21 protein-coding genes and 1 pseudogene are annotated in these 23780 nt (G+C 71.6%); 17 read left to right on the top strand and 5 right to left on the bottom strand.

Going from position 1 to position 23780, the window contains the following annotated elements:
* Positions 1-52: 52 nt before the first annotated feature.
* The gene (locus ACFO6V_RS05705) at positions 53-340 is read right to left on the bottom strand and encodes a hypothetical protein (protein ID WP_165827219.1); all 288 of its coding nucleotides are present in this window, start codon (positions 338-340) and stop codon (positions 53-55) included.
* A gap of 151 nt (positions 341-491) precedes the next feature.
* Between ACFO6V_RS05705 and ACFO6V_RS05700 the strand changes: the two genes are divergently transcribed.
* A complete protein-coding gene (locus ACFO6V_RS05700) occupies positions 492-1253 on the top strand; it encodes a helix-turn-helix domain-containing protein (RefSeq protein WP_377133124.1) in 762 nt (253 codons plus the stop codon).
* Entirely contained in the window at positions 1253-1726 is a 474-nt protein-coding gene (locus ACFO6V_RS05695; RefSeq protein WP_377133122.1) for an NUDIX hydrolase, read from the top strand. The genes ACFO6V_RS05700 and ACFO6V_RS05695 overlap by 1 nt, the downstream gene beginning before the upstream one ends.
* Positions 1727-1769: 43 nt before the next feature.
* Here the strand turns inward: ACFO6V_RS05695 and ACFO6V_RS05690 are convergent, their stop codons facing one another.
* Together ACFO6V_RS05690 and ACFO6V_RS05685 are read right to left on the bottom strand one after the other, a co-directional pair.
* Positions 1770-2417, bottom strand: coding sequence for an HD domain-containing protein (locus ACFO6V_RS05690; RefSeq protein ID WP_377133120.1), 648 nt, complete (start codon positions 2415-2417; stop codon positions 1770-1772).
* Between the two features lie 15 nt (positions 2418-2432).
* On the bottom strand, positions 2433-2852 hold the full coding sequence (locus ACFO6V_RS05685) for a hypothetical protein (protein WP_377133118.1): 420 nt from the start codon (positions 2850-2852) through the stop codon (positions 2433-2435).
* Positions 2853-3039: 187 nt separating this feature from the next.
* On the opposite strand from ACFO6V_RS05685, the gene ACFO6V_RS05680 reads away from it, so the two are divergent.
* Together ACFO6V_RS05680 and ACFO6V_RS05675 are read left to right on the top strand one after the other, a co-directional pair.
* Positions 3040-5382: a protein kinase domain-containing protein gene (locus ACFO6V_RS05680; protein ID WP_377133116.1), complete on the top strand. Its 2343-nt coding sequence runs from the start codon at positions 3040-3042 to the stop codon at positions 5380-5382.
* A gap of 127 nt (positions 5383-5509) precedes the next feature.
* Positions 5510-6052 (top strand): hypothetical protein, encoded by a 543-nt coding sequence (locus ACFO6V_RS05675; RefSeq protein ID WP_377133114.1) that lies wholly within the window; start codon positions 5510-5512, stop codon positions 6050-6052.
* A gap of 17 nt (positions 6053-6069) precedes the next feature.
* On the opposite strand, the gene ACFO6V_RS05670 is transcribed toward ACFO6V_RS05675, so the two are convergent.
* On the bottom strand, positions 6070-6660 hold the full coding sequence (locus ACFO6V_RS05670) for an HD domain-containing protein (RefSeq protein WP_377133112.1): 591 nt from the start codon (positions 6658-6660) through the stop codon (positions 6070-6072).
* 99 nt (positions 6661-6759) lie between these two features.
* On the opposite strand from ACFO6V_RS05670, the gene ACFO6V_RS05665 reads away from it, so the two are divergent.
* Complete coding sequence (locus ACFO6V_RS05665) at positions 6760-7449, top strand: HAD family hydrolase (protein ID WP_377133110.1); 690 nt, start codon at positions 6760-6762, stop codon at positions 7447-7449.
* Between the two features lie 106 nt (positions 7450-7555).
* Here the strand turns inward: ACFO6V_RS05665 and ACFO6V_RS05660 are convergent, their stop codons facing one another.
* Positions 7556-8473, bottom strand: coding sequence for a RecB family exonuclease (locus ACFO6V_RS05660; RefSeq protein ID WP_377133108.1), 918 nt, complete (start codon positions 8471-8473; stop codon positions 7556-7558).
* Positions 8474-8566: 93 nt separating this feature from the next.
* Between ACFO6V_RS05660 and ACFO6V_RS05655 the strand changes: the two genes are divergently transcribed.
* The 12 genes and pseudogenes from ACFO6V_RS05655 (at position 8567) to ACFO6V_RS05600 (ending at position 23776) form a co-directional block, all read left to right on the top strand.
* Positions 8567-9739 (top strand): site-2 protease family protein, encoded by a 1173-nt coding sequence (locus ACFO6V_RS05655; protein ID WP_377133106.1) that lies wholly within the window; start codon positions 8567-8569, stop codon positions 9737-9739.
* Between the two features lie 58 nt (positions 9740-9797).
* Complete coding sequence (locus tag ACFO6V_RS05650; protein WP_377133104.1) at positions 9798-10811, top strand: tRNA (adenine-N1)-methyltransferase; 1014 nt, start codon at positions 9798-9800, stop codon at positions 10809-10811.
* 141 nt (positions 10812-10952) lie between these two features.
* A complete protein-coding gene (arc, locus tag ACFO6V_RS05645; RefSeq protein ID WP_377133102.1) occupies positions 10953-12614 on the top strand; it encodes a proteasome ATPase in 1662 nt (553 codons plus the stop codon).
* Between the two features lie 142 nt (positions 12615-12756).
* Positions 12757-14418 carry a depupylase/deamidase Dop gene (dop, locus tag ACFO6V_RS05640; protein WP_377135165.1) on the top strand — a complete coding sequence of 554 codons (1662 nt, stop codon included), beginning with the start codon at positions 12757-12759 and terminating at the stop codon, positions 14416-14418.
* A 96-nt stretch (positions 14419-14514) separates the two neighbouring features.
* A complete protein-coding gene (locus tag ACFO6V_RS05635; RefSeq protein ID WP_116675649.1) occupies positions 14515-14712 on the top strand; it encodes a ubiquitin-like protein Pup in 198 nt (65 codons plus the stop codon).
* Complete coding sequence (gene prcB / locus ACFO6V_RS05630; protein ID WP_377133100.1) at positions 14702-15547, top strand: proteasome subunit beta; 846 nt, start codon at positions 14702-14704, stop codon at positions 15545-15547. Before ACFO6V_RS05635 ends, prcB begins: the two co-directional genes overlap by 11 nt.
* Positions 15544-16254: pseudogene (gene prcA / locus ACFO6V_RS05625) on the top strand (proteasome subunit alpha); the annotation flags it as partial. The gene prcB and the pseudogene prcA, both read left to right, overlap by 4 nt.
* Before the next feature lie 278 nt (positions 16255-16532).
* The gene (gene pafA / locus ACFO6V_RS05620) at positions 16533-17894 is read left to right on the top strand and encodes a Pup--protein ligase (RefSeq protein WP_116675647.1); all 1362 of its coding nucleotides are present in this window, start codon (positions 16533-16535) and stop codon (positions 17892-17894) included.
* Positions 17895-17984: 90 nt separating this feature from the next.
* Positions 17985-18938: an FKBP-type peptidyl-prolyl cis-trans isomerase gene (locus tag ACFO6V_RS05615; RefSeq protein WP_377133097.1), complete on the top strand. Its 954-nt coding sequence runs from the start codon at positions 17985-17987 to the stop codon at positions 18936-18938.
* The gene (hisF, locus tag ACFO6V_RS05610; protein ID WP_377133095.1) at positions 18938-19708 is read left to right on the top strand and encodes an imidazole glycerol phosphate synthase subunit HisF; all 771 of its coding nucleotides are present in this window, start codon (positions 18938-18940) and stop codon (positions 19706-19708) included. Before ACFO6V_RS05615 ends, hisF begins: the two co-directional genes overlap by 1 nt.
* Positions 19709-19952: 244 nt before the next feature.
* A complete protein-coding gene (locus ACFO6V_RS05605; protein WP_377135163.1) occupies positions 19953-21893 on the top strand; it encodes an ABC transporter ATP-binding protein in 1941 nt (646 codons plus the stop codon).
* Positions 21890-23776 carry an ABC transporter ATP-binding protein gene (locus ACFO6V_RS05600; protein ID WP_377133093.1) on the top strand — a complete coding sequence of 629 codons (1887 nt, stop codon included), beginning with the start codon at positions 21890-21892 and terminating at the stop codon, positions 23774-23776. The genes ACFO6V_RS05605 and ACFO6V_RS05600 overlap by 4 nt, the downstream gene beginning before the upstream one ends.
* Positions 23777-23780 lie beyond the last annotated feature (4 nt).

The following is a 23780-nucleotide window of genomic DNA, read 5'->3' as shown; positions in this document are numbered from 1 at the left end:
CGCGGACGGGCGAATCGGCGGGCGGACGTCGGCGGCGGACCCGAGGTACAGGTCAGAACACCGGGACGCCGGCGCGCAGCGCGCCCCGGACCTGGACCTCGACGCCGCGCCAGGTACCGGTCCAGAGCGTGTAGCCGGGTTCCATCATGCGCTGGTCGATCGCGTGGTCGAGGCCCAGCGCGCGGGCGATGCTCTCGCCGTCGTCCAGGTGCCAGGGCTGCAGGCACACCCGCTCCGGCGTGACCGTCAGTACCTCTATCCAGTCCGCGCGAACGTGCCGCAGCAGATCGATGACATCGCCGAGACGTTCGGTGACCGACTGCGTCGCAATGGGATTCACGAGACTCTCCGGAGCGTGGATCGGGCAGGGGGCAGGCATGGAGGCGGGCATGGGGCAACTGGCTGAGACAACTGTGCGTCAAAGCACGGGACGTGCCATCGGCAGCGCTCGGGACGTTTCGGTGATAGATACGTCCCTGGGGGTATTCACGATGAGAAATCAACGACTGGTCGCAGCGATGGCTCAGGCAGGCCTGAGCCAGGTGCGGCTTGCGGCTGCCGTGGGCGTGGACCCGAAGACGGTCGAGCGCTGGGTGGCCCAGGGCCGCACGCCGCACCCGCGCCATCGGGTGGCGGTGTCCGACGCCCTGGGCTGCGACGTCGCGGCGCTGTGGGGCGACGTCGACCGGGCCGAGGCCGCGGCGCAGGAGATCGTCGGGGTGTACCCGGCGCGCCGCGCGATGCCGGCCGGTACCTGGCGTGCCTTCCTCGCCGGCGTGGAGCAGCGGTTCGAGCTGCACGCGTTCGCCGCGACGTTCCTGCCCGACCAGACCCTCGACCTGACGACGGAGATCGTCACCATGGCTGCCCGTGGTGTGCAGGTGCGGCTGCTGCTCGGTGACCCGGAGGGCGACGCCGTGGCGGTCCGCACGCAGGAGGAGGGCGGTACGGGCCTCGCCGGGCGGATCGCGCTGGTGCTGGCCTACCTGGCGCCCGCGCTCGGCACACCGGGCGTCGAGGTGCGGCTGCACGACCGCACGCTGTACGCCACGACCTTCCGGTTCGACGACGACCTGCTGGTCAACACCCACGTATGGGGATCGCCCGCCGGGGCCAACCCGCTGCTGCACCTCAAGGACGGTCCGGAGGCGTCGATGGCGCCCGCCTACCAGGCGGGGTTCGAGCGGGTCTGGACGGCCGCCAAACCTCTGGAGGCATGGCCTCGGACGGAGGACTCGGACAGGGTGGCCTGATGATGCGGTTCGACTACTTCGACGACCCGGCCGCTCCGCCCGTGAACTCCGTGGTCCCGTCGGTGACGGTGGCGGTGCGGGACGACGTCGGACGGCTGCTGCTCATCCACCGCACCGACAACGACCTCTGGGCCCTGCCCGGCGGGGGCATCGACCCCGGGGAGACGGTCCGGGAGGCCGGGGTCCGCGAGACCGAGGAGGAGACCGGGTACCGCGTGCGGATCACCGGCCTGGTCGGGATCTACACGGATCCCCGGCACGTAATCGTTTACTCGGACGGCGAGGTCCGCGCCCAGTTCTCCATCTGCATGCGCGGCACGGTCACCGGGGGCGCCGCACGGACCTCGGCGGAGTCGAGCGAGGTCGTGTGGCAGCAGGTCGACCGGCTCGGCGAGCTGGAGATCCACCCCTCGATGCGGCTCCGGATCGAGCATGCGGTGGACCCGACGCGGACGCTGCCCTTCCTGACCTGACGGGCCGCACCCGACCCTGGTGGGCTTCATCCGACCCCGGGTCTCACCTGAAGGGCAGCCCCAGCCGGCGCTCGATCCCGGACACGAGCCGGCGCAGCCGTGGTTCAGCGGAGTGCATGCTGCGGGACACGAGATGGTCGGGCGGGTAGCGGTCGTAGATGCGCTCGAACCGCTCGTCGACGGTTACGGGCTCACCCCGCGCCGACGTGGTCATGTCGCAGTAGGTGAGCAGGTCCAGCAGCTCGGGGGCCGGCTCGGGGAACTCGCGCCGCAGTGCGTCGTCCAGGCCGCGCTCCGCGGCTTCGACGGTGGCCTCCGTGTGGTGCGCGACGAGGCCGGTCAGCTCCGCCGGTACCCCCAGCCGCGCGAGGTAGCGGGCGCCGTCGAGCTGGTGCAGGCCGGTGTCCAGGGCCGCGGCGGCGTAGCCGATGTCGTGCAGGTAGGCGGCGGAGACGAGCAGGTCCGGGCTGCCGAGCACGCGTGCGACCTGCTCGGCGCGGCGGCCGACGCCTCTCGAGTGCGCGAGGCGGTCGGTGCCGGGCTCGAAGAGCGCGGTCAGCAGTGCCTGTGCGCCCGCGGGGTCCAGCTCCCGCGGGATGGTTCCGTGCATCGGTTCACCGTAGATCGCCGTGCCGCGCACGGCGCGACGGGCGGCAAAGGGCGCGGTCAGGGGACGTGTGCTGGTCTGCATCCTGGACCTCCGTCGTCACAGCTCCGGTCGGCCGTTGACTATCCAGTCGCGGACCATCGCCGTGGTGCGGTGGTGGCCGGCGAGCGCGTCGTCGCGCGTCGCGTGCAGCTCCGCGTACTCCTCGGTGCAGTCGAGCTTTTCGTCCTCGGGCAGGATGCCGTCCGGGTCGAGCCGCTCGACGAAGACCATCGTCTCGTAGATCAGCGGGGTACGGCCGTGGGTGTGGGCGTGGCCGTTGTCGTCGTCCGCCGAAGCCGTCGAGTCGATACCGGTCCAGACGGTGGAGACGTGGTAGAAGCCGATGTGGTCGCGCGCGACGTGGCCGCTGCCGGCCCCGCGGCGCAGCACCGACCACTGGTTCTGGGTGATCGGGTTGCCGTCGAGGTCGTAGTACGTCCGCTGCGAGAGTCGCTCGAAGAAATCGGGTCCGAACACGGTCACTCCTCCTCGTCGGTGTTACCGGGATCGTCGGCCGTGGCCGCCGATCGTGGGCCAGCATCACCCAGGACGTCGCGGTGCGCGCGGCGAGGCTGTGAGTTGCGTGGTCCGCCGGCCGGCGCGTTTGCCCAGCCCGCCGGGGCGGGGCTCCGCTATCGTCCTGGGTCGTGACCAGGTGGCAGCGGTGAGAGCGACGCTCGAGCACCTCACCGCTGCCGTGGCTGAGCTGACCGGTCGCTCGGCCGGCCCGGCGCGCCCGGCGGGGTCGGGGCGCCCGGCCGCGCTGAACGGCTGGCGGACCCAGGACTGGCACGTCGCCCTGCTGGACGTCCCGCTCGACGAGCGCGCGTACGCGGACCGGTTCCAGGTGTCCCGTCGCGCGGAGATCGAGGGCCTGTGGCGCTGGTGGTCGGAGCGGGACACCGCCTCTCCGCTCGAGCCGCGTGCCGACGGGTTCCTCGGGTTCTACCTGCTCACCCTGGTCGCCATGCACTGCTCGGACCGCATGCGGTTCCACGGTGACGCGGCGCCGGACGTGACGCTGGCCGGCACGACGGCGCAGGACCTGAGCGCCGCGCTGGTGGCCGATCCCGAAGTGCGCCGCGCCATCGTCGCGCTGCACGATCCGGACGCGCCGCTGAGCACGCGCGGCGGCACGCCGAAGGGCTCGCGGACGGACTCGGGGGCGGGCGATCCGCCGTCCTCCGCGACACGGGCGGAGTGGGCGGCGATCGACGTCGCGAGCCTCGAGTTCTATCGGCACGGCACGACGTCGATCATCCTCACCGGCCGGGCCGCCGCACCGTCGCAGGGCCGGACCGCCGCGTTCGCGCTGAAGTGCCTGATCCACCCGTACCGCACCATCCCCGTCATCACGGCCGCGACGCGGGGCTACCTCGCCGAGCACGGCAGGCTCGACGCCCAGGAGAGCTCGCCGGCGGTGCGCGTGTGGGCCAGCCATGACAGCTGGATCCTCATGGACCTGATCCGCGGTCGCACTCTCGGCGAGCACCTGGCGCACCTGGCGACCACCCGCCCGCCGGCCCCCGCGCGGGAGATCCTCCGTACCGTCGACACGGATGCGCTCCGCGAGGTGGGCGGCGCCCTCCTGAGCGCGCTGGCCGACCTTGAGCGAGAGGGTCGCCGGCACGACGACCTCACGCCGTCGAACATCATCGTCGAGACGGAACGGGAACAGGAGCCGGGCCGGTTCCGACTGCGGTTCGTCGACCTGGGCGTCAGCTACCTGCACGCCCGGTCGATCGCGGGCCAGGTCCGAGGCGACGGGGCGTACGCGGCGCCGGAGGTGCGGCGCGACGGCGTCGGGCATCCGCGGGCCGACCTCTACTCGCTGGGCGCGCTGCTGATCAGCGTCGCGGGGATCCCGCACAGTGCGGACGGCACGGTGCCCGACCAGTTCTACGTGGCCGCGGTCGGCCTGGCCCGGCTGCTGGAGGACCTGACCGACGCCGACCCGCGCCGCCGGCTCCTCGTCACGCCGGTCGATCCGGCCGCCCCCACGTTCGAGCATGTAGGCAGGGTGTTCCGGGACGAGGTGGCGATCCTCGAACAGGACGGCAGGGAGCGCCCGCGCGGCCGGCTCCAGCGGCTGCGGGACCTCTCGCCCGGCGCCGGGACGGTGGCCAGGCAGCGTCGGATGCTGCAGGTGCGCAGCGGCCAGGTACGCGACCGCGCAGGTGCGGCGCACCTGCGGCAGGCGCGCTGGCTGCGGCGGTGGGCCTGGCTCTGTGCCGTGCTCCTGTGGTCCGCGACCGCGCTGGTCGTGACGTGGTGGTCACGTGACCTGGGGCTGTCCTGGCAGGCGAGGTGGTTCGAGATGGCGGACGAGGTGTCCGGCACGTCAGGGATCGGTCTGGGGTTCCTCGACGACGTCCGGGCGGACGACTACCCGATCCCCGACCCGTGGGGAAACCTCCCGGTACGCCTCGTCACGCTGACGTTCGCGCTGGTCAGTGCTCGGTTGTATCTGAACGTCTTCGCCGAGCTGAGCACTGTCTGGGCGCTGCCCCGCGGGCGAGCGGCGAGGGTGCGGGCCGTGGCCGCCGAGATCGGCCTGCGGTCCCTGGCGGTCCTGCCGGCGGTCTACGTGGTGCTGCCGACGCTCGTGCAGCGGGACTGGTGGCCGCTCGGCACCCTGGTCGGGCACGTCACCTTCGCCGTGGTCGTCCAGGCCTGCCTCTGGTTCGCGTGGGACACGAACGCGCGTGCCCGTGCCGCAGGGCTCTCGTCGGTGCCGCGGGGCGAGATCGCCACGCTCGGACGACTGGCGGCGTGGCAGCCGACCGTGGCGGTCTACCTGGTCCCGATCGTGGGCATCGGCACGCTCCTGTCGCTGGGCCTGGTGCACGACGAGCTGGTCTACGCGTGCTTCGTCAGCCTCATCAACCTGGGCATCTTCTACCCGAAGAGCGCCGGGACGGACGCGCCGTACATCCGGGCCGGCATGAACCGAGCGGCGCTGGCGGCAGAGCGGCTGGAGCGGCTGGAGACGGTGCGACTTCGCTGACTTCTGCTGGTCGGGGGAGCACCCGAGCGAGATTTCTGCCCGAAAGAGGCGCAAATGTCGGATTGCTCCGCTCCGAATCACACTGAGAGGTGCGCAGAGCACCCCCGGTTCGGGCGAGTATGAAGTAATGGGCAACCTGCGAAATCATCGGGCACTGCTGTCTGCCGTCGGAGCGTTCGTCGTCGCCGGCGCCGGCAGCGGCATCGCCTGGTCCCAGGCCGAGCGCAGCAGCGAGCCCGCTGACGTGCTGCTCGACGCCGTGGAGCACAGCGAGTCGACGATGCGTGACTACATCGACGAGATCGCGCAGCGGTTCGACGAGATAGAGGCAACCTCCGACGCCCGGCGGCAGGAGGAGCTCGCCACCGCGCTCATGAAGGACGTGCCCGCGCTGGCCGAGGACGCACGGGCCGAGGTACTGACGGCCAAGGAGGACGCCAAGGCCGTGAGCCTGCCGGACGACGGCGAGCTCGACCGCGCCCGCGACGCCTATGTGGCGCACATCGACGCGTGGATCGCGGAGTACGACGAGGCGATGGTCTCCCCGGTCGGCGTCGTGGAGATCGAGCCCGTCGTGAACCGGACGTTCGACGAGGCCGTCGCCGCGTTCGACCGGACCGGGCTCGACGCTGACCAGGCCGAGCGCGCCGAGCGGCTCCTCACGGACTGAACCGCCGGGCGTTCGCCTCAGTCCGGCCGGCTCATGTCCGGCCGGCTCATGTCCCGCCAGCTCATGGGGGACAGGCTGAGGGCGGCGTCCGCCACCCGCTTCGCGACATCCGTGCGCAGGGCCGCGTAGGACGAGTCGATCCACTCCTGCACCCCGGCCTGGCCGCCGTGCCGGTACTCGACCGCCTGGACCAGGCACTCCAGCTTGTCGGCGTCGCGCGCGCAACGTGCCTCCGGCGTCTGCTGCGCCTCGAACTCGGTCACGGCGTCGACAACGGTCGCCGCAGCGGCGGCCGGCAGGGGGGCCACCTGGTCACGCGTGACCGCGACGTTGTCGGGCTTGGTGACGTACGGGCGGGCGGTGTGGGGCAGGTCGGTGATGCGGGTCTCCTGGGAGTCGTGCCAGAGCGCCAGGTAGGCGGCGCGAGCGGGGTCGGCGCCCTCCTCGGCGGCCAGCAGCGCCGCGAGCTGCGCGACCCGCAGGCTGTGCTCGGCGACCGACTCCGGGTCCCGCACCCCGACCTGCCACCAGCCGGAACGACGCAGGCGCTTGAGCACGCCCATCTCGAAGGTGAAGGCGGCGATGCCGGATGCGGCGGTATGCGTCATGGCGCTATCGTCCGGCATTCCCGCGTGGCTCGTCGGAGCGTCACGCGCTGGACCTTCGGCCGTTACCGGCCGTACGACGTCGCCACCTACGATGTGCCGGTGCCTCGCGACTCCTCCGCAGTCCTTCCCGCCGCCGTCCTGTTCGACATGGACGGCACCCTCGTCGACACCGAGCCCTACTGGATGCGCGCCGAGCGCGAGATCGTCGCGGCGCACGGTGCGACCTGGACGCACGAGGACGCCCTCGGCGCCGTCGGACAGGCGCTCCTGACCACGGGCACCATGCTGCGTGACGCCGGCGTGCCGCTCGAGCCCGCCGAGATCGTGACCTGGCTCGTGGCCCGCGTGAACGAGCAGCTGCGCGAGAGCGTGCCGTGGCGGCCCGGCGTCCTGGAGCTGCTCGAGGAGCTGCGCGCCGCCCAGGTCCCGTGCGCGATAGTCACCATGTCCTACCGCAGCCAGGCCGAGGTGGTGGCCGACGGCGCCCCCGCCGGGACCTTCGCCCACCTCGTCACCGGTGACGAGGTCACGCACGGCAAGCCGGACCCGGAGCCGTACCTGGTGGCCGCCGGCCTGTTCGGCGCCCGGCCGGAGGACTGCGTGGCCATCGAGGACTCCCACCCCGGGATCACGTCCGCGCTCGCCTCGGGCGCGCGCACCCTCGGTGTGCCCGCCGAGGTGCCCGTGCCGCCCCGGCCAGGGCTCAACCGGGCGGCCTCGCTCAAGCAGATCGACCTCGAGACGCTCGCGCGGATCGCGTCGGGCGAGGTCGTCGACCTGCTGGGCTGAGCTCGTCCGCTGGGCTCGTTCGCTGGGCTCGTTCGCTGAGCTCCGCTTGGTCCGTCCGCTTGGTCCGTCCGCTTAGTCCGCCCGACGGTGGGTGTCGCCGCAAACGTCACACGGCTATACCCAGGCGCAGCGGGATCGCGCCGTCCGGCACCTCCGGGGGAGTGCCACCGAACTCCGGGCACAGCGACTGGTGGGCGCACCAGCCGCACAGCTTGGTCCGGCGCGGCTTCCACACGCCGGTCCGGGCGGCGTCCTCGATGGCCGACCAGATGGTGCGGATCTTCTGCTCGGTGTGCTCCAGCTGCTCGACGGTCGGCTCGCCGCGCAGCACCTGGCCGTCACCGAGGTACACGAGCTGCAGCATCTTGGGCAGCACCCCGCGCTCGCGCCACAGGACGAGCCCGTAGAACCGCATCTGGAACACCGCCGACGACTCGTAGCCCGGCCGCGGCGACTTCCCGGTCTTGTAGTCGACTACCCGCACGGCGCCGGTCGGCGCGACGTCCAGCCGGTCCACGATGCCGCGCAGCAGCGGGCCGCCGTCGAGCTGTGACTCCACCAGGAGCTCCCGCTCCGCCGGCTCGAGCCGGTTCGGGTCCTCCAGCGTGAAATAGGTGCCGAGCAGCGAACCCGCGCCCGCGAGCCAGCCCGCCCGGTCCTGCCCGTCCGGGCCGACCCCGTCCGTGAACAGCGACGTGTACCGGTCGTCCGCCTCCAGCAGCCGGTCCCACTCACCGGGCAGCAGGTCGTTCGCCGCGGCCAGCGTGCGCTCGCCCAGCGGGGCGTCGTACAGCCGCTCCAGCACCGAGTGCACCAGCGTCCCGCGCGCCGCGGCGGCCGACGGGGGCTCCGGCAGCCGGTCGACCGTGCGGAACCGGAACAGCAGCGGGCACTGCATGAAGTCGTTCGCGCGGGACGGCGACAGAGCCGGCGGCCGCGACGGCGCACGCACGGCCGACGCGGTGTCGACCGCCTTCGCCGTCACGTCCGGGACCGGCTCCTGGGATACCTCCGTCGTCGTCATGGCCCCCACCCTAGGTGCGGTCACCGACATCCCCGGGCAGCCATCCACAGCGCGCCGTGCCCTCGACGGCGACAGGCCGGATAGGTTTGTCCGGTGACCACCTCGGAGCCCGCCTCCACGCCCGCACCGCCCGCCCCGCAGCGCTCGAAAGGGTTCGTCATCGGCCGTGTGGCCGGGGCGCCAGTGATCGTCACGCGGTCCTGGTTCCTCGCCGCCTTCGTCCTGACGATCCTGTTCGTGCCCAACGTGCAGAATCTCGCGCCGGGACTCGGCGCGGGCGCCTACCTCGTGGCGTTCGTGTTCGTGCTGCTCCTGTTCGGCTCCGTGTTCCTGCACGAGGCCGCGCACGCACTCGTCGCCAGGGCGCGCGGGCAGAACGTGACCGAGCTCGCCGTCACGCTCTGGGGCGGCCACACCGCCTACACCGGCGGCCTGGGCCGGCCGCTCGACGGGTTCCTGGTCGCGGTCGTCGGGCCCCTGACGAACCTGGCGCTCGCCGCCGGGTTCTGGTTCGCGTACCAGGCCTCGCCGGTGCTGAACGTGCCGACGCTCCTGCTGTTCGCCGGCGCGGCGTCCAACGCGTTCGTCGGCGCGTTCAACCTGCTCCCCGGCCTGCCGCTCGACGGCGGCCAGATCCTCGAGTCCGTCGTCTGGGCCGTCACGGGCAAGCGCACCACCGGCACCGTCGTGGCCGGCTGGGCCGGTCGCGTCGTCGCAGTCGGCGTCCTGCTCTGGGCGCTGGTCGTGCCGTTCCTGCGGGGCGCCACCCCGGACATCACGAACGTCCTGCTGTCCGCGCTGATCGGAGCCTTCCTCTGGGCCGGTGCGGGCGCCGCGATCGCGAACGGGCGGCGCAGGGAGGCGGTCGACGGGCTGACCGCCGCCGGTCTCGCAGGTCCCGCCGTCCTGGTGCCGCTCGGCTCCACCGTCGCCGACGCGCTCGACGCCCAGGCGGCAGCAGCGGGCGGCGGTACGCCGTCGCACTACGTGGTCGTCGTGGGGCACGGCGACGTCCCGATCGCGGTGATCGACGGGGGCGCCGTCACGGCGGTCCCGGAGTCGGCCCGCGGCGTGACCCTGGTCGACGCCGTGGCCGTGCCGTTCGTGCCGGGGTCGGCCGTGCACCCGGAGCTGGCGGGTACCGACCTGCTGACGCAGCTGGCCCAGCGGTCGGGTGGAGCGCGGCTCGTCCCGGTCGTCGACGACGGCCGGGTCACCGGGGTGCTCGACCTCGCCGACGTCGCCCGGGCGATCCGCGCCACCTGACGCCCGGCCCGAGCCCGGCGCACGCGCGGTCCCGGCCCAGCACCTAGGATGGTCGGTCGTGACCACACCCACCGACACCCCTGTCGCCACCGGCGCCGAGCAGCGCCGCGGCCCGTTCCGCGTGGGCGACAAGGTCCAGCTGACCGACCCCAAGAATCGCCTGCACACCATCACGCTGCAGCCCGGCGGCACGTTCCACACGCACCGGGGCTATTTCCAGCACGAGCAGCTCATCGGACAGCCCGAGGGCTCCGTGGTGGTCAACACCGCCAACATCGAGTACCTCGCCCTGCGCCCGCTGCTGGCCGACTACGTCCTGTCGATGCCCCGCGGTGCTGCCGTCGTGTACCCGAAGGACGCCGCGCAGATCGTCGCCATGGCCGACATCTACCCGGGTGCCCGGGTCGTCGAGGCCGGCGTCGGCTCCGGCGCGCTGACGATGTCCCTGCTGCGTGCGGTCGGCGACGCCGGGCACGTGCACTCGATCGAGCGGCGCGAGGACTTCGCGGCCATCGCGAAGGGCAACGTCGAGACCTTCTTCGGCGGGCCGCACCCGGCGTGGGAGCTGTCCGTCGGTGACCTCTCCGACGTGCTGCCCGAGGTGGCCGAGCCGGGCACCGTCGACCGCGTGGTCCTGGACATGCTGGCACCGTGGGAGAACGTCGAAGCGGTCGCCTCGGCGCTCGCACCCGGCGGCGTCGTCGTCTGCTATGTGGCCACCACGACCCAACTTTCGCGCACAGCGGAAGATCTGCGTGCGGACGGCCGGTTCACCGAGCCGGCGGCCTTCGAGACGATGATCCGCGGGTGGCACCTCGAGGGTCTGGCGGTGCGTCCCGAGCACCGGATGATCGGCCACACGGGCTTCCTCATCATCGCCCGCCGGATGGCCGACGGAGTGGTCGCACCCGAGCGGAAACGGCGTCCTGCCAAGGGTGCGTACCCCGCGACGGCCGAAGCGGAGTGGACTCCGGAGGAGCTCGGGGAGCGTGCGGTGTCGGACAAGAAGGTCCGCAAGGTGCGGCGTGACCTGGGCGTTGCGCCCGAGGATGCGAGTACCCCGCCTGCGTGAACGGGCTGTAACGATCGAGTACCCCGGACGTCTCAAACGGGTGTTCTTACTCCCGGTGTGTCAGTGACTGTGCTTAAGGTGCTGTTCTCGGAGGCGTTTGCGTCATATGGTCGCCTCCCGGGCCCTACGAGAGGGGATGTCATGACCGAGAACACGTCAGGATACAACCATCCCGAGAACGAACCTTTGCCAAACCGCGACTACGAGCGCCAGATTGCCCTCCTCTCAGCCAAGAACGAGCGCCTGGCGGAGGCACTCCGCGCGGCGCGCGACCAGATCGTCGAGCTGAAGAAGCAGCTCGACGATCTCGCCAAGCCGCCGGGCACGTACGCCGTGTTCCTGGGGGCGCACGCCGACGGTTCGGTGGACATCTCGTCCGCCGGCCGCAAGATGCACGTCTCCGCGAGCCCGAGCCTGGACGTCACGCGGCTCAGCCCGGGCCAGGAGGTCAAGCTCAACGAGGCCATGACGGTCGTCGGAGCGGGCGAGTACGAGCGCACGGGCGAGCTGGTGACCGTCAAGGAGATGCTGGGCGGTGACCGCGTGCTCGTGGTCGGCCGCGCCGACGAGGAGCGCGTGGTGCGCCTCGCCGGATCCTTGATGGACTCCCCGCTCCGGGTGGGCGACTCGCTCACGGTCGACACGCGCAGCGGCTTCGTGTTCGAGATCGTGCCCAAGTCCGAGGTCGAGGAGCTGGTGCTCGAAGAGGTCCCGGACATCGAGTACGAGGACATCGGTGGCCTCGGCCCGCAGATCGAGGCGATCCGCGACGCGGTCGAGCTGCCCTTCGCGCACCCCGACCTGTTCCGGGAGCACGGGCTGCGCCCGCCCAAGGGCGTGCTCCTGTACGGCCCGCCCGGATGCGGCAAGACGCTCATCGCCAAGGCGGTCGCGCACTCCCTCGCCGGGATGGTGGCCCGCGCCAACGGGGGCGACCCCAACGCGAAGAGCTTCTTCCTGAACGTCAAGGGTCCGGAGCTGCTCAACAAGTACGTCGGCGAGACCGAGCGGCACATCCGGCTGATCTTCGCCCGCGCCCGGGAGAAGGCCAGCCAGGGCATGCCCGTCGTCGTCTTCTTCGACGAGATGGAGTCCCTGTTCCGCACCCGCGGTACGGGCCTCTCCTCGGACGTGGAGACCACCATCGTGCCCCAGCTCCTCGCGGAGATCGACGGCGTGGAGCGGCTCGACAACGTCATAGTCATCGGCGCGTCCAACCGTGAGGACATGATCGACCCGGCCATCCTGCGCCCGGGACGTCTCGACGTGAAGATCAAGATCGAGCGGCCCGACGCCGAGGGCGCCAAGGAGATCTTCGGCAAGTACCTCACCAAGGACCTGCCGATCCACCCCGACGACCTGGCGGAGTACGGCAACAACATGCCCGAGGCGCTCGACGGCATGATCACCTCGGTGGTCGAGCGGATGTACTCGGAGGACGAGGAGAACCAGTTCCTGGAGGTCACCTACGCCTCCGGGGACAAGGAGACCCTCTTCTTCAAGGACTTCAACTCGGGCGCGATGGTCCAGAACGTGGTCGACCGCGCCAAGAAGAACGCGATCAAGGACTTCCTGGCCACGGGGCAGAAGGGCATCCGCGTGGAGCACCTCCTGACCGCGTGCGTCGACGAGTTCAAGGAGAACGAGGACCTCCCGAACACGACCAACCCCGACGACTGGGCGCGCATCAGCGGCAAGAAGGGCGAGCGCATCGTCTTCATCCGCACCATCGTCCAGAAGAAGGGCGAGGGCGCCACGCCGCGCACCATCGACACCGTCCAGAACACCGGTCAGTACCTCTGACAGCACGTCGAGGCAGGGTCCGCGTCCGTCCAGCGGGCGCGGGCCCTGCTTGATCGACGCGGCTGGTCAGCGTGGCTGATCAAGTGACCGACCAGCGGGACTACTCCGGCATAGGGTGGTGAACGTGAGCGTACGTCGTGTGATGGGCATAGAGACCGAGTACGGAGTCCTGCAGCCAGGCCGTCCCCTGGCCAACCCCATGCTGCTCTCCAGCCAGGTGGTGACGACCTACCGGGCGATCTCCACGCGTTCTGAGGGCCGGGGTGGCAAGGCTCGCTGGGACTACGACGACGAGGACCCGCTGCAGGACGCGCGCGGGTTCCATCTCGACCGCGCCTCGGCGCAGCCTTCGATGCTGACCGACGACCCCGCGCGACCAGCGCCGTCGGGCCCGGTCACCGGGCAGGTGCCGGTGGTGGAGCCCGGCCTGCCCGGCCGTGGCCGCCGCCGGTCCGGCTCGACGCAGGAGGTGGAGCGGCCCGCCGCCGAGGAGTACGACGACCCGAGTGCCGCTAACGTCATCCTGACGAACGGTGCCCGGCTGTACGTGGACCACGCCCATCCCGAGTACTCCTCGCCCGAGGTCATGTCGCCCGAGGACATCGTGCGCTGGGACGTCGCCGGCGAGCGGGTGATGCTGGCGGCCCTGCGGGAGCTGGCTGGTTTCCCCGGCAGCGAGGTGGTGCTCTACAAGAACAACGTGGACGGCAAGGGTGCCAGCTACGGCACCCACGAGAACTACCTCGTCGACCGGTCGCTGCCCTTCACGACGCTCGCCGAGCTCATCACGCCGTTCCTCGTCACCCGGCAGGTGTTCACGGGCTCCGGCCGCGTGGGCCTCGGCGCGACGAGCGGTACCGCCGGCTACCAGATCTCCCAGCGTGCCGACTACATCGAGGCCGAGATCGGCCTGGAGACGACGCTGCGCCGGCCCATCGTCAACACGCGCGACGAGCCGCACGCCGACCGGCAGCGGTGGCGCCGTCTGCACCTCATCCTCGGCGACGCGAACCTGATGGAGGTGCCCACCTACCTCAAGATGGGTACGACGTCGCTCGTGCTGTGGGTGCTGGAGCACCTCGACGAGCTGGCCGAGGCCGGCGTGGACGCACGCGCAGAGCTCGGCGCCCTCCGGCTGGCCGACCCGGTCAGCGACGTGCAGAAGGTCTCGCGCGACCTCGTGCTGACCGCGCGGCTCGACCTGGCGGACGGCCGGACGATGACCGCGCTGGAGGTCCAGGGCGAGGTCACCGACATCGTCCGGCGGTCCCTGAAGGTCCTCGGGACGGACGCGGAGTCCGACGCCGTGCTCGACCGCTGGGCGTCCGTCGTCGAACGGCTGGGCACGGATCCGGCGACCTGCGCGCGCGAGGTCGAGTGGGTCGCGAAGCTGCGGCTGCTGGACCGTCTGCGCTCGCGCGACAACCTGGAGTGGGACCACCCGCGCCTGCACGCCATGGACCTGCAGTGGTCCGACGTGCGGCCCGAGCGGGGCATCTACCACCGGCTGCTCGCCAAGGGGGCGGTGGACCGGCTGGTCGACGAGGAGAGCGTCGCGCGAGCGGTGCAGCACCCGCCGACCGACACCCGCGCCTACTTCAGGGGCGAGGTGATGGCCCGCTACGGGAGCCAGATCTCCGCGGCGAGCTGGGACTCGGTCATCTTCGACGTCGACGGGTCGCAGGCCCTGCAGCGTGTGCCGATGCTCGACCCGACCCGCGGCACACGGCGCCATATCGGCGCGCTGCTCGACGCGAGCCCCGACGCCGCGACCCTGCTCGCGGGACTCTCCGGAAGAAGGTGACCGTGGATGTCAGTGTCACCGCCTAGGGTCAATACATGAGGTCAGGGCCTAGGCTTCGAGACCAGTAATACGTCAGTGAATCACCAGGAGGCGATCATGGCCGGTCAGGAAAGAATCAACCCGTCACACGAGGACCGCACTCCGGACGACGACGCGGAGGCCCCGGCGCCCGCCGCTGCGGCGGCGCAGAAGGACGACGACGAGGTCGACGCCCTGCTGGAGGAGATCGACGAGGTGCTGGAGACCAACGCCGAGTCGTTCGTTCGTGGATTCGTCCAGAAGGGTGGGCAGTGACCTGAGCGCAGACCGCACCACAGGACGACTCCCGGACGCCTTCCTGCGTCCGGGATCGTCGTCCTTCGTGGACTTCCTGGCCGAGCACGCCCCCGACCGCCTTCCCATGAACCGGGTCATGCCGGTCGGCGTGACCGACCCGGCGACCCTTGCCCCGCACGCCACCACGATCGTGGCGCTCACCTTCGACGGCGGGGTCCTGCTGGCGGGTGACCGTCGTGCGACCGCCGGGCCGATGATCGCCAGCCGCAGCATCGAGAAGGTGTTCCCGGCCGACGAGTACTCGGCAGTGGGCATCGCTGGTTCAGCAGGTATCGGGCTAGAGCTGGTGCGGCTCTTCCAGCTCGAGCTCGAGCACTACGAGAAGATCGAGGGGTCGCTGCTCTCGCTCACGGGTAAGGCGAACCGCCTGGCCACGATGCTGCGCGCCAACCTGCCCATGGCGATGCAGGGGCTGGCGGTCGTGCCGCTGTTCGCGGGCTACGACCTGGACAAGGAGACCGGCCGCATCTTCAGCTACGACGCCACGGGCGGTCGCTACGAGGAGCACGAGCACCACGGCATCGGCTCCGGCTCGCTCTTCGCCAGGGGCGCCATGAAGAAGCTCTGGCGGCGCGGGATGGACGCGGAGGCCGCCGTCCACGTAGCGGTCGAGGCGCTGTACGACGCCGCGGACGACGACTCGGCGACGGGCGGCCCCGACACCGTCCGCGGGATCTTCCCCGTGGTCGCCACGGTGTCCGCCGACGGCTACCAGCGCATCGAGGACGCGGAGGTGGCCCGCGTCGCGGAGCACATCGTGGCGCAGCGCCGAGAGAGGGGGCACCTCGCATGAACATGCCGTTCTACGTCTCGCCCGAGCAGCTGATGAAGGACCGGGCGGACTTCGCCCGCAAGGGCATCGCCCGCGGCCGGTCCGTGGTGGTGCTCGCCTACGACGGCGGTATCGCGTTCGCCACCGAGAACCCGTCGCGTGCGCTGCACAAGATCTCGGAGATCTACGACCGCATCGCCTTCGCGGCCGTGGGCAAGTACAACGAGTTCGAGAACCTGCGGGTGGCCGGCGTGCGGTACGCCGACATGCGCGGCTACTCCTACGACCGGTCCGACGTGACGGCGCGGGGCCTGGCGAACGCGTACGCGCAGACGCTCGGCACCGTGTTCATCACCGAGTCGAAGCCCCTCGAGGTGGAGATCGTCGTCGCCGAGGTGGGTGCCGAGTCGGCGGACGACCAGATCTACCGGCTCACCTACGACGGCACGGTGGCCGACGAGCACGGGTTCGTCGTCATGGGCGGCCAGGCCGAGCAGCTCGGCCGGCGCGTCAAGGAGGGCTGGCGCGAGGACATGTCCCTCGGCGAGGCCCTGCGGCTCGCGGTGGCGGCCCTGGGCTCGGGCGAGGGTTCGGCGTCGCGCACCATCGAGGCGGCCCAGCTCGAGGTGGCGGTTCTGGAGCGGGACCGGCCGCGACGGTCGTTCCGGCGTCTGACGCGTCAGGTCCTGGCCGACCTGCTCGCCGACGGCGCGGAGCCCGCGGAGGGCGAAACGGTGCCGTCCGACGACCTTCCGCCCTCGGACGACGTCGCGGTGGGCTCGGCGACGCCGGGCCTGGCAACGGCGGACACGGTGCCGCCGGAGACCGCTGATACTGCCGAGGCAACCGAGGCAACCGAGGCAACCGAGGCGAGCACCGAGACCGACACCGACACCACCGCCGAGTCCCCGAGCGAGGAAAAGCCCGACGACGAGCCGGGCACCTCCGGCGACTCGCCCGGCACCGACCGATAGCAGCACGTTCCGCGAACAGGGAGGGGAAGTCCATGGACCGCAGGATCTTCGGTCTCGAGACCGAGTACGGCGTGACGTGCGCTGCCGACGACGGGCGTGGCCTGTCTGCCGACGAGGTCGCCCGCTACCTGTTCCGGAAGGTGGTGGCGTGGGGCCGTTCCTCGAACGTGTTCCTGAGGAACGGCTCCCGCCTCTACCTCGACGTGGGATCGCACCCCGAGTACGCGACGGCGGAGTGCGACGACGTGCGTCAGCTCGTCTCGTACGACCGGGGCGGGGAACGCATCCTCGAAGGCCTGGTGGCCGACGCGCAGCAGCGCCTCGAGCACGAGGACCTGCCGGGCAAGATCCACCTGTTCAAGAACAACACCGACTCGGCGGGCAACTCCTACGGGTGCCACGAGAACTACCTGGTGCGGCGGTCGGGAGACTTCTCGCGCCTGTCGGACGTGCTCGTGCCGTTCCTCATCACGCGGCAGATCCTGGTCGGGGCGGGCAAGGTACTCTCGACGCCGCGCGGCGCGGTGTTCTGCCTCTCGCAGCGCGCCGACCACATCTGGGAGGCGGTCTCCAGCGCGACCACGCGGTCGCGTCCCATCATCAACACGCGCGACGAGCCGCACGCCGACGCCGAGCTGTACCGCCGGCTGCACGTCATCGTCGGCGACTCGTCGATGGCCGAGCCCACCACGATGCTCAAGGTGGGTTCGACGGACCTGGTGCTGCGGCTCGTCGAGGCCGGGGTCCCGATGCGGGACCTCACGCTCGAGAACCCGATCCGCGCCATCCGGGAGATCAGCCACGACCGCACGGGCAAGCACGCCGTGACGCTGGCCAACGGCCGGACCATGACGGCCATCGAGATCCAGTCGGAGTACTACGAGCGTGCCCGCGAGCTCGTGGAGGCGAACCTCGAGGTCACGCCGGTGGTCAAGCAGGTGCTCGACCTGTGGGAGCGCGGGCTGCGCGCGCTGGAGGCGGAGAACCTGTCGCTCATCGACCGGGAGCTGGACTGGGCCATCAAGCTCAAGCTCATCCGGCGGTACCAGGAGAAGCACGGCATGGGCCTCGACGACCCGCGCATCGCCCGGCTCGACCTGGCCTACCACGACATCTCCCGCACCGAGGGCCTGTACAACCTGCTCGCGGCCCGCGGCATGGTCGAGCGGGTCACCACCGACCTGGAGGTCTTCGAGTCGACGGCCCTGCCGCCGCAGACCACCCGGGCCAAGCTGCGCGGCGACTTCGTGCGGGCGGCCCAGGAGGCCCGGCGGGACTACACGGTCGACTGGGTGCACCTCAAGCTGAACGACCAGGCGCAGCGCACGGTGCTGTGCAAGGACCCGTTCAAGAGCGTCGACGACCGGGTGGAGCGCCTGATCGAGAGCATGTGACACCAGCGGGTGCCCCGGGAGCGGCCACAGGGCCGGTCCCGGGGCACCGGTCGTTCCGGGGGCGTCGTCGCGTCGTGGGAGAATCTGCTGGTGAGTTCCTGGTTACGCGTCATCGTCGGTGCGCTGGCAGCGACGACGGTGGCGGTGACCACGGCGTGCGCGCCCGCGTCTTTGCCGGTGGAGGTCGGCCCCGCGCCGACGTCCACCGCATCGCAGGCGCCGCTGCAGGTCACGGGCACGAGCGGCGCCCCGCCCACGCTCGAGTACGAGAAGCCGTTCGCCGTCGTGCAGCCGGGGTCGCGCACGGTCTGGCCGGGTACGGGGGACGTGCTGGAGCGTGACGACCCGGTGCTGCTGAACCTCTACGCGCAGGACGGCAGGGACGGCACGGAGCTGCAGAACACGTTCCGCACCGCGCCCGCGGCCTACACGATGACCGAGAAGTCGCTCGGCAGCCACCTCTTCGAGTCGCTCGAGGGCGAGCGCGTCGGCGCGCGGCTCACGCTCATGGAGGAGCAGGACGGCGTCCCGGTGCTGCTGGTCGTCGATGTGCTGCCGGTCCGCGCGTCCGGCGTCGCGGGGGAGGCGCCGGGCAAGGACCTCCCGCAGGTAAGCCTCGACGACCTCGGGGCGCCGACGATCCGCGTCCCGCGCGGCGTCGAGCCGCCGTCGGAGCTGGTCGTGCACCCGCTGATCCGCGGGTCCGGGCAACAGGTGCGCGCCGGCCAGATCCTCACCGTCGAGTTCACGGCAGTGCGCTGGAGCGACGGCGGCGTGGTCGACACGACGTGGACGGAGGACACCCCGCCGCAGTCCGCGGAGATCGGCATCGGCAGGCTGGTCGAGGGCTGGGACCAGGGGCTGCTGGAACAGACGGTCGGCTCCCAGGTCATGCTGGTGGTGCCGCCGCAGGACGGTCATGCCAACACGAAGAGCCAGCTTGCCGGCGAGACAGTGGTGTACGTGGTCGACATCCTCGACGCGCACAAGCTCGACCCCCGCGAGGCGGGCGTCGAGGAAGAACCCGAGAAGAAGGAGGGCTGATGTCCGTCGTGATCCGCGTGATCCCGTGCCTGGACGTCGACGCGGGCCGAGTGGTCAAGGGCGTCAACTTCGCCGACCTGCGGGACGCCGGGGACCCGGTGGAGCTCGCCGGCCGGTACGACGCCGAGGGCGCCGACGAGCTCACGTTCCTGGACGTGTCGGCCTCGTCCGGCGACCGGGAGACCATGGTCGACGTCGTGCGCCGCACCGCCGAGCAGGTGTTCGTGCCGCTCACCGTGGGCGGCGGCGTGCGCTCCACCGACGACGTCGACCGGCTGCTGCGCGCGGGCGCCGACAAGGTCGGCGTGAACACCGCCGCGATCGCGCGGCCCGAGCTGATCGCCGAGATCGCCCAGCGGTTCGGCTCGCAGGTACTGACGCTGAGCGTCGACGCGCGGCGCGTCACGGGCGACGTCACCACCCCCTCCGGCTACGAGGTCACCACGCACGGCGGACGGCGCGGTACCGGGATCGACGCCGTCGAGTGGGCGGAGAAGGCAGCCGCGCTGGGAGCCGGGGAGATCCTGCTCAACTCGATGGACGCCGACGGCACCACCGCGGGCTTCGACCTGGTGATGCTCCGCGCCGTGCGGGAGCGGGTGAACGTACCGCTCGTCGCGTCCGGCGGCGCGGGCACGCCCCAGCACTTCGTGGAGGCGGCGCAGGCAGGGGCGGACGCCGTCCTCGCCGCGTCGGTGTTCCACTTCGGCGTACTGACGGTGGGCCAGGTCAAGGACGCCATGCGCGCGGCGGGCATCGACGTCCGCTGACGGTCCGCGAAGTAGAGCGCCTGTCCGGCTTCCGCACGGTCGACCCGTGCGAAAGCCGGACAGGCGCTCTACTTCGCGGACCGTCACGACACCCCTGCTTGACCTCAACCAAAGTCGAGGTCTTAGCGTCGACAACGCCCGTGGCGAAAAACTGTCGAATCGATTCCCGTGCCGTGAGAAAATTCTGCTGTCCCCGAGGAAGCGAGGTTTTTCCGTGCCCCCAGACGCCCCGCGATCCAGACCGATGGCCCTGACCGGCTCTCGTGTGCGCCGGTCGCTCGCACTCATGTGGCGCGGTATGCGCGCCCACCCCGGCATCTACGTCCTGGCCGTCGGCGCATCGGCGATGTTCGGCGCCCTCACCGTCGGCGTGAGCCGCGCGGTCGGCTGGGCCACCGACTCCGTCGTCGTCCCCGCGATCGCCGGTGACGAGATCGCCCGCGACCGGGTCTGGCTCGGCGGCCTCGTGCTCGCCGCCGTCGCGCTGTCACTCGCCGTGTCGGTCGCCGCACGCCGCATCTGGGCGGGTTTCGGCTTCGTCCGGATCCAGGCCGGCCACCGCACCGCGCTGACCCGCCAGTACCTGCGCCTGCCCGCCTCGTGGCACCGCTCGCACCCGGCCGGCCAGCTCCTGAACCACACCACCTCGGACACCGAGGCCGCCACCGGCGTCTTCAACCCGCTGCCGTTCGCGCTCGGCGTCGTGGTCATGATCGGCGTCTCGATCGTCCTGCTCCTGACGATCGACCCCTGGCTGGCGCTCGCGGCGCTGGCCGTCATCCCCGTCACCGTGGGCGTGAACGCCGTCTACCAGCGGCACATGTCACCCGCGGTGACCCGGGCGCAGCGCCTGCGCGGCGACGTCGCCGACGCGGCGCACGAGAGCTTCGAGGCGGCGCTGCTGGTCAAGTCGCTCGGCACCGAGGACCGCGAGGAGGACCGGTTCGACGCTCGCACGCAGGAGCTGCGCGCCGCGAACGTGCGCGTCGGCATCGTTCGCTCCCTGTTCGACCCCGTGATCCAGACCCTGCCGGCGGTCGGCACCCTGCTGGTGCTCGGCGTCGGCACGTGGCGCATCTCCACCGGCGACGTCGTCGCCGGGGACATCGTCACCGCGGCCTACCTGCTCACGATGATGACGGTGCCCGTCCAGGCGTTCGGCTGGGTGCTCGGCGAGCTGCCGCGCGCACTGGTCGGCTACGAGCGCATCGCACAGGTCGTCGACTCGACGGGCGCCCTCGAGTACGGCGACGCCCGCCTGCCCCGGACGCCCGGCCAGCCCGGCCTCGCCGTCCGCCTGGAGGACGTCGGCGTCGACGTCCCCGCGATCAGTGGCGCCCGCGGCCGCTCGATCACCCTGCTCGACGACGTCTCCGTTGACGTCGCGCCCGGCACGACGGTCGCCGTCGTCGGCACCACCGGCGCAGGCAAGACCACGCTGGTGAGCCTCCTGGCCCGCCTGTCCGACCCCACGCGCGGGCGCGTGCTGCTCGACGGCACCGACGCGCGGACCCTCGCCGAGGGCGAGATCCCGGCCCAGGTCGCGTTCGTCACCCAGACCACCTTCATCTTCGAGGACACGGTGCGCGCCAACGTGACCCTCGCGGACGAGGGAGCGCCCGGCTCGCCGTCCGACGACGAGGTCTGGGAAGCCCTCCGGCTCGCCCGCCTCGCGGACACTGTGCGCGAGCTCGCCGGCGGCCTCGACGCACCGCTCGGCGAGCGCGGCGCCAACCTGTCCGGCGGCCAGCGGCAACGCCTCGCGATAGCGCGCGCCCTGGTGCGCAGCCCTCGCCTCCTCGTGCTCGACGACGCGACCAGCGCCGTCGACCCGCGCGTGGAGCAGGAGATCCTGCGCGGGCTCGCGGACCGGGCCGACGAGCGGACCGCTGACCAGGCTGCCGACCAGGCCAGCTCCGGGACCGGTGCGGAAGCCGCGCCGGGCACCACGGTGATCATGGTCGCCTACCGGATGTCGTCGGTGGCGCTCGCCGACCGCGTCATCCACGTCGAGGGCGGCCGCGTGGTCGACGCCGGGACGCACGACGAGCTCATGGCGCGCGACCCCGGCTACCGCGAGCTCGCCACGGCCTACGAGGTCGAGACGGAACGCAGGGAGCAGGAACGGGCCGACGCCGCTGCCGCCGGTGTGCTGGACGAGAAGCTGGAAGAGGTGGCCGGATGACCGCGGCGACGGACGAGCGCGAAGCGACCGACGTGCCGGAGGACCTGCTCGACGCCGACGGCGCACGCATCGAGTCGACGAGCAACCTCGGCGTGTTCGCGACGCTGCGCCGGGGCATCGAGATCAGCCCGGAGATCGCTCGGGGGATGTGGGTGACGCTCGGCCTGGCGTCGCTCGCCGCCGTCGGCCGCGTGGTGGTGCCGCTCGCGGTGCAGCAGACCATCGACGTCGGCATCCTTGCCGACGCCGGGCCCGAGGTCGGCCGGGTGGCGCTCCTCGCGTCGCTCGCGGCGGGCGCGCTCGTGCTGGCCGGGCTGTGCGCGGCGCTCGTCAACGTGCGCCTGTTCCGCTCGGCCGAGGCCGGGCTCGCGACGCTGCGGGTCAAGGCGTTCCGGCACGTGCACGACCTGTCGACCCTCACGCAGAACACCGAGCGGCGGGGCGCGCTGGTCTCGCGCGTGACCAACGACGTCGACACGGTGTCGCTGTTCGTGCAGTGGGGCGGCATCATGCTGCTCGTCAGCGCCCTGCAGATCGTGGTGGCGACCGGGCTGATGCTCGTCTACTCGCCGATCCTGACGGCGGTGGTGTGGGTCGCCTTCATCCCGATGTTCCTCGTGATCCGGTTCGGGCAGAAGTACGTGAACCGCGCCTACACGCTGGTGCGCGAGCGGGTCGGGGCGATGCTCGGCGCGATCTCGGAGGCCGTCGTGGGCGCCGAGACGGTCCGCGCGTACGGCGTCTCGGAACGCACCGGACGGCGCATCGACGCCGCCGTGGAGGACACCCGCCGGTCGCAGGCCCGGTCGCAGATCCTGGTCGCGGCGACGTTCTCGTCGGGCGTCCTGATCTCGAACCTCGTGCTGGCGATCGTGGTGGTCGTCGGGACGCTGCTCGGCGTGGGCGGCGGCCTGACAGCGGGCCAGCTTGTGGCCTTCCTGTTCCTGGTGCAGCTGTTCACCGGGCCGGTGCAGATGGCCACCGAGATCCTCAACGAGCTGCAGAACGCGGTGGCCGGCTGGCGCCGGGTCATCGCCGTCATCGACACCCCGGTGCAGGTGGCCGAGAAGCCGGACGCGGTGACGCAGGAGCGCGGGCCCGCCCGGGTGACGCTGCGCGACGTCCGGTTCTCCTACCCGAACGGCCCCGAGGTGCTGCACGGCGTGACGCTCGACCTGCCGCCGCGCACCAAGGTCGCGGTGGTGGGGCAGACCGGATCCGGCAAGACGACCATCGCCAAGCTCGTCACGCGCCTCATGGACCCGACGGCGGGCGCCGTCGAGCTGGACGGCGTGGACCTGCGCGACCTGGCGTTCGCGTCGCTGCGCGAGCGGGTGGTGCTGGTGCCGCAGGAGGGCTTCCTGTTCGACGGGACGGTGCTGGAGAACGCGGCGTACGGGCTGCGGGTCACTACAGACTCGGCCACGGAACCGGCGGTCGAGCCCGTCGAGACCTCGGCCGCGACGCGTGCCGCTGTCGAGCAGGCGTTCGCCGAACTCGGCCTGTCCGACTGGGTCGCCGACCTGCCCGACGGGCTCGACACCGAGGTGGGCCAGCGGGGCGAGTCGCTGTCGGCGGGGGAGCGGCAGCTCGTCGCGATCGCGCGTGCCTACCTCGCCCAGCCGGACCTGCTCGTGCTGGACGAGGCGACGTCGGCCGTGGACCCCGCCACCGAGGTCCGCATCGCGCGGGCCCTCGACTCGCTCACGGCCGGCCGGTCGACGATCACCATCGCGCACCGGCTCTCGACCGCCGAGGCGTCCGACCTGGTGGTGGTGGTCGACGAGGGCCACGTCGCCGAGGTCGGCCCGCACGACGAGCTCGCTGCTGCGGACGGCATCTATGCCCGCATGCACGCGAGCTGGGTCGCCCAGACCCGATAGGACC

Source organism: Promicromonospora alba (genome assembly GCF_042654905.1).
Taxonomy (GTDB): domain Bacteria; phylum Actinomycetota; class Actinomycetes; order Actinomycetales; family Cellulomonadaceae; genus Promicromonospora; species Promicromonospora alba.
This window is presented reverse-complemented; position numbering and strand designations above follow the sequence as displayed.

Bases quoted from the DNA above. Each gene is read 5' to 3' on its own strand.
- ACFO6V_RS05700 (WP_377133124.1), top strand. From the start codon at position 492: ATGAGAAATCAACGACTGGTCGCAGCGATGGCTCAGGCAGGCCTGAGC.
- ACFO6V_RS05695 (WP_377133122.1), top strand. From the start codon at position 1,253: ATGATGCGGTTCGACTACTTCGACGACCCGGCCGCTCCGCCCGTGAAC.
- ACFO6V_RS05690 (WP_377133120.1), bottom strand. From the start codon at position 2,417: ATGCAGACCAGCACACGTCCCCTGACCGCGCCCTTTGCCGCCCGTCGC.
- ACFO6V_RS05675 (WP_377133114.1), top strand. From the start codon at position 5,510: ATGGGCAACCTGCGAAATCATCGGGCACTGCTGTCTGCCGTCGGAGCG.
- ACFO6V_RS05670 (WP_377133112.1), bottom strand. From the start codon at position 6,660: ATGACGCATACCGCCGCATCCGGCATCGCCGCCTTCACCTTCGAGATG.
- ACFO6V_RS05660 (WP_377133108.1), bottom strand. From the start codon at position 8,473: ATGACGACGACGGAGGTATCCCAGGAGCCGGTCCCGGACGTGACGGCG.
- arc (WP_377133102.1), top strand. From the start codon at position 10,953: ATGACCGAGAACACGTCAGGATACAACCATCCCGAGAACGAACCTTTG.
- dop (WP_377135165.1), top strand. From the start codon at position 12,757: ATGGGCATAGAGACCGAGTACGGAGTCCTGCAGCCAGGCCGTCCCCTG.
- ACFO6V_RS05635 (WP_116675649.1), top strand. From the start codon at position 14,515: ATGGCCGGTCAGGAAAGAATCAACCCGTCACACGAGGACCGCACTCCG.
- pafA (WP_116675647.1), top strand. From the start codon at position 16,533: ATGGACCGCAGGATCTTCGGTCTCGAGACCGAGTACGGCGTGACGTGC.
- hisF (WP_377133095.1), top strand. From the start codon at position 18,938: ATGTCCGTCGTGATCCGCGTGATCCCGTGCCTGGACGTCGACGCGGGC.
- ACFO6V_RS05605 (WP_377135163.1), top strand. From the start codon at position 19,953: ATGGCCCTGACCGGCTCTCGTGTGCGCCGGTCGCTCGCACTCATGTGG.
- ACFO6V_RS05600 (WP_377133093.1), top strand. From the start codon at position 21,890: ATGACCGCGGCGACGGACGAGCGCGAAGCGACCGACGTGCCGGAGGAC.